Genomic DNA, 9,400 nt, shown 5'->3' on the forward strand with positions numbered 1-9,400 from the left:
GAGGCATCCGAAGGTGCAGCCCAGGGACGGAGACGCACTGCCGGACGGAGCCCGGTTACGCCTGGGGACAACCCGGTTCCGTCCCGGACTGGGCCCGCTGGCTCCCGTCTTCTCTCCCGAGGGAGAGCGGATGCTGGTGGAGGACAGCGAGAGCACTCCGCAGCTCCACATCCTGGAGGCGCGCACCGGGCGGCGCCTGGAGACGCTCCGCAAGCTGTCGGGTGAGCTGGGGCGTGTGCTCGCGCTGAGCTGGACGGCCGAGGGCATCCGGGTGGCGTGCCAGCTCTATGGAGGGAGGCCCGCCGTCCTGGAGTACGCCCACTCCCGAGTGCGCCAGCTCGAATCCCAGGATGCTCCCTGGGCCGACTCCGCCGCCTTCTCCGCGGACGGCGAGCGCGTGGCCATGGTGGATCATCAGGGCGCCGTGCGGGTGTGGAACACGGGCACCGGGCAGATGCTCGCGCGGGCTCGCCCGCTCACCGGCACGGTGGGGGGACCTGGAGTCCACAAGGCCGTGGCCATGTCCTCGGACGGGCAGCGCGTGGCCTGGAGCACCGGGGACACGCGAATCCACCTCTATGATGTGGCCTCGCGGCAGCTCCGGCCCGCCCTGCTCGCGCACTCGGAGACGGTGGCGGAGCTCGCCTTCTCTCCGGATGGAACGCGCCTGGCCTCGGCCGCGCTCAGCGACGAGCCGCGCATCCGCATCTGGGACGTGGAGCGCTGGGAGGCCGCCCTGGATCTCCCGGCGCTCGGCGCCTACTTCGAGCAGGGCGAACACGGCACTCCCTGTCCTTCCTTCGCCTTCATCGGCCCGGGTGCTCGGCTGGCGTGGCTGGATGGGGACGCGCTGCGGACCCAGGATCTCGCCACCGGTGCCAGCACCTCGCTCCCGGTGGGCACGGTGCAGTCCTATGCCTCCCTGAGCGCCTCGCCCGATGGCGCGTACGTGGTGGCGCGCGAGGGCCATGCGCTCCGCACTTGGAGCCTGGACACTGGCCAGCCGGATCCTGCTCGGGACAGCCACTGGCAGCCGGTGCGGACGGTGGCCGTCTCCCCGGAGGGGATGCTCGCGGCGACCTCCGATGATCAGAGCAGCGTGCGTATCTGGCATCTGGCGTGGGGGCAGTGCCTCGGACAGCTCGAGCTGAGCGCCGCCCGAGGGTGCTTGCGCTTCTCGCCGGATGGGCGGTGGCTCGCGGTGGGCACCTCGCAGGGGCAGGTCCACCTGTGGTCTTGCGGCGAGGGCCGGGTGCTTCACTCCTTCCCCACGCACACGAGCCGCATCGAGGCGCTCGTCTTCTCCCCGGACAGCCTGTGGCTGGCGACGTGCTCGGATCAGGGCGGAGATGTGTCCGTGTGGGCCGTGCCGAGCGGCAAGCGCCGGCGCGTGCTCGAGAGCGGCTCCGAGCGGCTCACCGCGCTGGACTACTCGCCGGACAGCCAGTGGCTGGCCGTGGGCGGCATGGATGGGACGATCTTCTTCTTCAGTGCTCCGGATGGCCGCCTGGCGCATCGGGTCCGGGCGCCGGACGCCTCCGTGCACCGGGTGCGCTTCTTCCCGGATGGCCAGCGCCTGCTCTCCGTGGGCCTGCTGGACTCGGACTCTCCGGACGACGGGCCGGGGCAGCCCATGCTGCAGATCTGGCACGCGGACACAGGCCGGCTCCTCGCCTCGCGCCGAGCGCGCTCTCACCAGCTGGAGCTCTCTCCCGATGGGCGTCAGCTCCTCTATGTCCCCTGGCGCAACCCCGCCCTGTGCGTGGAAGACGCGATGACGGGAGAGGATCCGCGCACGCTCCTGCTGGTCCCCGAGGTCGAATGTCAGGACTACTCCCAGGGGCCCAGCGTCTGGGTGACGGGACATCGAGACTGCACGGCGCTGGTGTGGGAGCTGTCCCCGAGTTTGCTGGGCCCCCGGCCCGGGTGACGCCCGGCTGCCGTGCGTTCGGCTGGAGCAACCCATGGGCTGCAAGGCCGTAGGGGTGGCTGGAAGGAGGCCGAACCGTTACGCTGCGGACCCAGGAGGGCTCGGCATGGGGCACGGACACAAGTCTCGCAGTCCGATTGGCCGTATTTCGGGGCTTACCCGGGTCGAGAGCGCGGACATCATCTCCCGCGTCCGCTCCGCCGAGCGCGTCTCCCGGGCCGCCGCCGTCGAGACGCGCATGCCGACGCAGCGCTCCTTCGCCGAGGCGCTGGAGCGCAATGGCCGGGGCTTGGTGAGCGCCGAGCCGCTGCCCTCGTCCGAGCCCCCCCGCTCGCTCCCACCGCCGGTGCGCCGGAGAGAGGACGAGTCTCTGGAATTACCCGAGCGGCTCCCCGACTCGTTCCTGGGGCTGCTGTGGTGGAAGGTGAAGGGCCGTCTCTAACCCGCTAGAGCCTGATCAGCGCAGAGACTCAATAGGTCTTTCTGCCACGGAGCGCTCTCAGGTACAAAACCAGGGCTCGCGCCGGTCCACGCCGCGCGCGTCCTTCTCCCACCCCGAGGCCTGTATGGCATCTTCGTCCTTCTCCCTTCGCTGGTGGCTCGCGCTCGCGGCGCTCTTTCTGGGGGTGGGTTGCGGTAGTGGCACACCGCCCAAGCCGCCCCCGCCGCCGGAGGAGGTGACGGCCACGAAGCTGGCCTTCACCACGACGAACATCCAGGGCACGGCGGGCTCGCCGCTGACGCCGGTGGTGGAGGTGGTCCTCCAAGATGCGGACGGCAACAAGGCCACTGGCAACACCCGCGCGGTGACGCTGGCGCTGGCGTCCGGTCCCGCCTCGGCGCAGCTCGAGGGCACGCTCACCGTCAACGCCGTGGACGGCGTGGCGCGCTTCTCCGAGCTCATCATCAAGCAGGCGGGCACGGGCTATTCGCTGCGGGCCACCTCGGGCTCGCTCACCGCGGCCACCAGCGCCACGTTCGAGGTGGTGCACGCGGCGCCCTCGGTGTTGCAGCTGACGGGGCTGCCGGCCAGCCTCTCCGTGGATGCCACGGCCAGCGCTCAGGTGACGCTGAAGGACGCGTTCGGCAACGTGGCCACCCACTACCAGGGCACGCTGCACTTCAGCTCCACGGATCCCAGCGCGGTGCTGCCGGGAGACTTCACCTTCACCGCGGCGGATGCGGGGCAGAAGACCTTCACGGGCTTGGCGCTGCACACCGCCGGGAGCCAGAGGGTGACCGTGGCGGACACGATCAAGCCGGCCCTCACGGCCTCGGCGGACGTGCAGGTGGTGGCGGGCGCCGTCTCGAAGCTCGCCTTCACGCAGCAGCCGGGCAACCACTCCGTGCGGGCCTCGCTCGGCACCGTGCAGGTGTCGCTCACCGATGCGTACGGCAACCCCACCGCGCTCACCGCGCCCGCTGTCACCGTGGCGCTCAACCCGGCCAGCGCGGGGCTGAGCGGGACGACGACCGTGGCGCCCGTGGGGGGCGTGGCCTCCTTTACTACCTTGAGCGTGACCCAGGAGGGCACCGGCTACACCCTCACCGCCACGGCGCCGGGGCTCACCGGAGCCACCAGCGCCGCGTTCAACATCGTGGATGACGTGCCTCCCGCGCCGCCGGTGCTCGCCCAGGGCGCCACCACCGCCAGCTCGATCGTCGTGCAGTGGAGCGCGGTGGGGGATGACGGCAACCTCGGCACCGCGTCGAGCCAGGAGCTGCGCTACTCCACCTCCAACATCGTCACGGCCGCCGACTTCGCCGCGGCCACGCTGGTGCCCACGGCCGCGCCCAAGGCGGCGGGCACCGCCGAGTCGGCCACCCTCTCCGGGCTCATTTCAAGCACCAACTACTACGTGGCCCTGAAGGTGACGGACAACGCGGGCAACTCGGTGCGCTCGGCCACCCTGCCGGTGTCCACCGCGAACCCGGCCGTCACCCAGCTTGGCTTCATCACCCAGCCGGTGGACGGCACCGCGGGCACGGCGATGGCGAATGTGCGGGTGGCGCTGCAGGACGCCTCGGGCAACACCGTCACCTCGGCGAGCTCGGCCGTCACGCTGAACCTGCTCAATGGTCCGGTGTTCACTCCAGTGACGGTGACGGCGGTGGGCGGCGTGGCCACCTTCTCCGGAATGCGCATCGACACGGCCGGCATGGGCTACCAGTTCCAGGCCTCCTCCGGCTCGCTGCCGGTGAAGCAGAGCACGGCCTTCTCCATCCGCCCGAGCGCCGCGGTGAGCCTGGAGATGGTGGGCCTGGTGGCGCCGGTGACGGCGGGGATCGCGAGCTCCGTGCAGGTGACGGCGTATGACGCGTTCGGCAACGTCGCCACCGGCTACACGGGCACGGTGCACTTCACCTCCTCGGATCCCGCCGCCGATCTGCCGGGCACCTACGACTTCGCCCCCAGCGACAAGGGCCAGAAGTCCTTCCCCCGAGTGGTGCTGAAAACGGTGGGCTCGCAGACGGTGACGGTGGCGGATACGGTCACTGCCAGCCTCAAGGACTCGCTCACGGTGGACGTGACGAGCGGCGCGGCCGGGCAGCTGGTCATCACCGTGCCGCTCTTGACTGTTCCCGCGGGCAATCCTTTCTCCCTGAAGGTGACGGTGCGGGATGGCTCCGGCAACATCGCCACCGGCTATCGGGGCACGGTGCACGTCACCTCCTCGGATCCCAGCGCGGTGCTGCCCGGCGACTACACCTTCACGGATCAGGATGCGGGCGAGAAGATATTCTTGGTGCGGATGCGCACCGCGGGCAGCCACTCCATCACCGTGCAGGACACGGCGAACGCGGCCCTCACATCCACCCAGTTCTTCAACGTGACCGCGGCGCCGGTAGCCACCCTGAAGCTCACCGCTCCGGCGACGGCCACGGCGGGCAGCGCCTTCAGCGTCACGGTGACGGCGCAAGATGCGTACGGCAACGTGGCCACCGGCTACACGGGCACGGTCCAGTTCAGCTCGGGGGACGCGCAGGCCACGCTGCCGGGCAACTACACCTTCGCCTCGGGAGACCTGGGCAGCCGCCTGTTCAATGTCACCCTGGGCACCGCGGGCAGCCAGTCGCTGAGCGTGACGGATGGCTCGCTCAGCGCCAGCGCCAGCATCACCGTGGGGCCCGGCACCGCCGCGAGCCTGGCGCTCACGGGGCTGCCCGCCTCGGTCACCGCGGGCACGCCAGCCTCCGTCACCGTGACGGTGCATGACGCGTACGGCAACGTGGCCACCGGCTACACGGGCACGGTGCACTTCACCTCCACGGATGCCAGCGCGGTGCTGCCGGCCGACTACACCTTCTCCGGATCCGAGCTGGGCACGGCGTCCTTCTCCGTGGAGCTGCGGACCGCGGGGGCTCGCACCGTCTCCGTGTCAGGCTCCGGCATCGCCTCGCCGGGCAGCGCCTCGACGACGGTCTCCGCCGCTGGCGCGAAGCAGCTCGTGTTCTCCGCGCAGCCGGCGGACGGCACGGTGCGCGCCACCCTCGCCACGGTGAAGGTGGCGCTCCAGGACACCTACGGCAACCCTGTCTCTGCCTCGGTTCCCACGGTGACGATGGGGCTTTCAGGAGGCAACGGCTCGGCCACGCTGAGCGGCACGCTGAGCGTGAATCCGAGCAATGGCGAGGCCTCCTTCACGAATCTCTCCATCGATCAGGAGGGCACCGGCTTCCAGCTCGTGGCGAGCGCCCCGGGCCTGACTAGCGCGACCAGCACGGCCTTCACGCTCGTGGACAACCTGGCCCCGGCCGCGGCGTTGATCTCCGCGGCTCCGGAGGGCACCACCGGCGCCGCCATCACCTGGACGGCGGTGGGGGATGACGGCAACCTGGGCCAGGCGGCGAGCTATGATCTGCGCTACGCGAGCGCTCCCATCACCAACGCGGCCCAGTTCGCCGCCGCCACGCGCTTCACCATCCCCGCGCCCCAGCCAGCGGGGGCCGCGGAGACAGCGCACATCACGGGCCTGGACCTGAGCGCCTCGGTCTACTTCGCGCTCAAGGTCATCGACGGGGCGGGCAACTCCAGCCTCTCGAACAGCCCCCATGTGGGAGGGGATCCGTGCGAGGGCGTGACGTGCACTCCGCCAGCCAACGGCTGCTCCGCCGATGGCCGCTCGGTGGTGAGCTACACCTCGGCCTGCGTGAACTCGGGGGGAGTGGGCGTGTGCCAGAACACGCCGGTGTCGTCGGTGACGTGCCACTCGTACGAGACGTGCGGCGCCGGGGCCTGCGGGGCGGTGACGGCCGCCAGCCAGGCGGGCAGCGTCATCATCAGCGAGTTCAGCTCCCTGGGCTCGGAGTTCATCGAGCTGCGCAACACCACGGGAGCCAGCATCGACGTGCACGGCTTCACCTTGCGCAACGCCGCGGACCAGGAGGTGGACATCCGCGCCATCAGCGATCCGAACGGCACGGCTGGCACGCCGGTGACGGTGCCCGCCAATGGCGTGCTCTACGGCATCCCCAACCCGTCCGGCGCGATTCCCGGTGGCACTGGCTTCGTCTACGGCCCGCCCGGCACCTCGTTCTCGATGGCGGACAGCGGTGACGCGATCGCGCTCTACGCCGCGCCTCCGGCGGGCAACCTGCAGGACGCGGTGGACTTCCGCACCTTCAACACCAACCCGGACAGCCCGGTGACGGCGAGCCACTTCATCGGCTTCCCGGGCAGCTCCACCCAGCTGGACGACGCGGTGGTGTCGGCGGCGGGCAACGACTCGGCCACCAGCTGGTGCGTGAGCTTCTACGGCCACAACGTGAGGGGCTCGCGGATTACGAACACCGCGGGCGCGCTCAACGGCAGCTGCAAGGTGGCGGTCATCAACGAGGTGGTTGTGGATCCGGTCGGCGGTGATGACGGCAAGTGGTTCATGGAGATCGCCGGCCCGGGCGGCTCCGTGATTGGCGGCGCGCAGATCACCGACGTCGTGGGCAAGGGAAGCACCGCGGGCCAGTACAATACGCTGGGCGCGTTTCCCCTCCCGGCTGGGACGCGCATTCCCGCGGACGGCATCCTCCTCGTCGTGGACACGCTCAACAGCAACATTACCCAGGTGCCCAACTTCGTGGCGGGCGTGGACGTCGCGAGCAGGACCTTCCACCTGAAGGCCAGTGGAGGGAATGCCTACCAGCTCATCTCCGCCACGGGGACGCTGCTGGATGCGCTGGGACATGACGTCAATGGCGCCAACCTGGACGTCAACGTGGCCACGGCTAACGGCCTGGCGATGTACGAGACAGGGACGGCGCTCTACCCGACCACCGGCAACGTGGCGCCCTCGCTGTCCCGTTCGTCCTCGAGCACGGACACGGACAACAACTTCAACGACTTCCACGGAGATCCTTCTCCGACGCCGGGTCTGCCGAACGACGCGGTGAACCTCACCGTGACGAGCCTCACGCCGGATGACGGCCCGGCCGTCGCGGGAGCGGCGAACATGACAATCGCTGGGACTGACTTCACGACGAACATGAGGGCGGCCTTCGGTAACAACGCCTCCAGCCTCTGCACCGCGAACAGCTCCACCTCCGCTACCTGCACCGCCATCGCTAACGCGGGCAACGTGGCGCAGGTGAATGTGACGGTGTCGGATCCGGCGCCCATCAAGACCCCCAACGCGGTGCTGACCAGCGGCTTCACCTACACGGGCACGCTGAACGGGACGAGCAATCCGGCGCAGGCGGACTACTGCGTGCTCCAGTCTCCCTCGACCCTGAGCGTGCAGGCGGGCACGACGACGGCGCCCGTCTTCGGGCAGATCTACGAGGCGGGAGTGACGGAGGCTCCGGGGCCGGCCGCGGGAGTGCTGGCCGAGGTGGGCTATGGCGCCTACACCGGTAGTCCGGCTGCGCCCACCAATCCGACGAACAGCAACAACTGGCGCTTCTTCCCCGCCGTCTACAACACGCTGGGGCCGCAGGGGAACAACGACGAGTACATGGGCTCGTTCGTGGCGCCGGCCGCGGGGACCTACGCGTACACGGTCCGGTTCAGCTTCGACAACGGGTTGAACTGGACGTACTGCGACTTGAATGGCGCGGGCTCCAACTTGGGCCCCACGTCATTCGAGCCGGCGACCCAGCTCGGCGTGATGACCGTCACGCCGTAGCGCGGGAGGCCGGGTCAGTCGAGGAAGCGGCGCTCCCAGCGCCTCCAGGTCTCTTCGGGGAAGTAGGACGACCAAGGGCCGGATGCGTGGTACAGCCACGGCTCGAGTACGCGCGCCAGCTCGCGGTACTCGGGCAGGTTGCGCCCCGCCTCGGTGTCGCCGGCCTCGGGCCAGGGACCGAGGGTGATGACCGCGCGCTCCCCATCCAACTGTTGAACGGTGGTGCCTGGAGAGGAGAGGCGGGAGCGCAGCCCCTCGACACCGCCGAGCTCGCCGAGCACGGGCTGCCCGAGGAAGGTCAGCCAGGAAGGTCCTTTCACCTGGCCTTCCAGCCTGGCGAAGAACTCCACTGCACCGATGTCCATGCCCGGGTAGCGCAGGCACAGGCGGCTGAGTTCCTCTTCCGTCTCCCTGTAGCCCAGCATGGCATTGAAGAAGAGGCCGGCCTGGCCAGACTGAAAAGGAAGCAGGGAGGCCAGCTCCAGAGCCAGTTCTCTCACAGCGCCCGGTCCATGTTCCTCGAGGAACTCGGTGGGCAACCAGAAGCCTACCGCGGCCGCCAGGATTCGCTCCTTCGACGTAAAGGGGTCATCCAGCCGTTTGACGTGATACTCGAAATGGAAGGCAGCCGCTCCCACGGAGGGGTCGTCTATCAATAGGACGCTGGAGCCGGGCGCCTCACTCAGGTCACTGCGAGAGGCTTCCCAACTCTGCGGATCGAGCGGCTGCCAATAGCCCTCGAGATCGAGGTGCCACTGCAGCGTCTGTGGTCCTATCGCGCGCAGGTATATGTCTAGGGCGCGCAGCACGGTCCCCTTCATCGCGAGAGCAGGACGGCCCAGGCAGAACCAGATCTTCAGACCATCACGGACCATGAGGCCGCCATGGTCCGCGTGGAATCGGACCCGTGGGTAGTGCTCGCTCACAGTGGCCTCAATCTCTCGACTCCCCAACGGGGAGATACTCGGGCAGGATTGGCTTCAAAGGCTTTCTCGTATAACTCGCCCTGGTTCAAATGTTCGAAGGGATGCCCCTTGGGGTAGGGATTCCAGCGGGCGGGGTTGGTTCCAGGGCAGGGGAATTTCAGGTCGTAGACGTCCAGGACTTCAGCCGCATTGCCGGTGTGGATGACGGTATCGGGCTCGATGGTGCCCACCAGCTCCTTGCCTCCGGCGCGCAGCAGGGCCTCGACCTCTGTGCGGCTCAGGGGTTCCCACTTTCCTGTCTGGGAGTTCAAGCGGTAGCGCTGGTTGAGGCTGAAGCCGCCCGGCCGGAGTGTGTTGAGCTTCTGCTGGATGCACGCCATGGCCAGGTCGTGCTTCTCCATGCCCAGGCGCATGGCCCGCGTCAC

The 9,400-nt window shown here is 69.3% G+C and carries 4 protein-coding genes and 1 pseudogene; 3 read left to right on the top strand and 2 right to left on the bottom strand.

Going from position 1 to position 9,400, the window contains the following annotated elements; genetic code table 11:
• The first annotated feature begins 13 nt into the window (after positions 1-13).
• From ACJ8AT_RS15850 to ACJ8AT_RS15860, 3 genes are all read left to right on the top strand, one after another.
• The gene (locus ACJ8AT_RS15850) at positions 14-1,930 is read left to right on the top strand and encodes a WD40 repeat domain-containing protein (protein ID WP_407738570.1); all 1,917 of its coding nucleotides are present in this window, start codon (positions 14-16) and stop codon (positions 1,928-1,930) included.
• 106 nt (positions 1,931-2,036) lie between these two features.
• Positions 2,037-2,372: a hypothetical protein gene (locus tag ACJ8AT_RS15855; protein WP_407738571.1), complete on the top strand. Its 336-nt coding sequence runs from the start codon at positions 2,037-2,039 to the stop codon at positions 2,370-2,372.
• 124 nt (positions 2,373-2,496) lie between these two features.
• Positions 2,497-8,049 carry a beta strand repeat-containing protein gene (locus tag ACJ8AT_RS15860; RefSeq protein WP_407738572.1) on the top strand — a complete coding sequence of 1,851 codons (5,553 nt, stop codon included), beginning with the start codon at positions 2,497-2,499 and terminating at the stop codon, positions 8,047-8,049.
• A gap of 14 nt (positions 8,050-8,063) precedes the next feature.
• Here ACJ8AT_RS15860 and ACJ8AT_RS15865 read toward each other — a convergent pair whose 3' ends face one another.
• The gene (locus ACJ8AT_RS15865) at positions 8,064-8,975 is read right to left on the bottom strand and encodes a type VI immunity family protein (RefSeq protein ID WP_407738573.1); all 912 of its coding nucleotides are present in this window, start codon (positions 8,973-8,975) and stop codon (positions 8,064-8,066) included.
• A pseudogene (locus ACJ8AT_RS15870) lies at positions 8,972-9,400 on the bottom strand (hypothetical protein); the annotation flags it as partial. The gene ACJ8AT_RS15865 and the pseudogene ACJ8AT_RS15870, both read right to left, overlap by 4 nt.

The sequence above is a fragment of the Hyalangium sp. genome (genome assembly GCF_045802625.1).
Classification (GTDB): Bacteria; Myxococcota; Myxococcia; order Myxococcales; family Myxococcaceae; genus Hyalangium.

Excerpts from the sequence above, each read along its gene's own strand:
- ACJ8AT_RS15855 (WP_407738571.1), top strand. The coding sequence starts at position 2,037 with ATGGGGCACGGACACAAGTCTCGCAGTCCGATTGGCCGTATTTCGGGG.
- ACJ8AT_RS15860 (WP_407738572.1), top strand. The coding sequence starts at position 2,497 with ATGGCATCTTCGTCCTTCTCCCTTCGCTGGTGGCTCGCGCTCGCGGCG.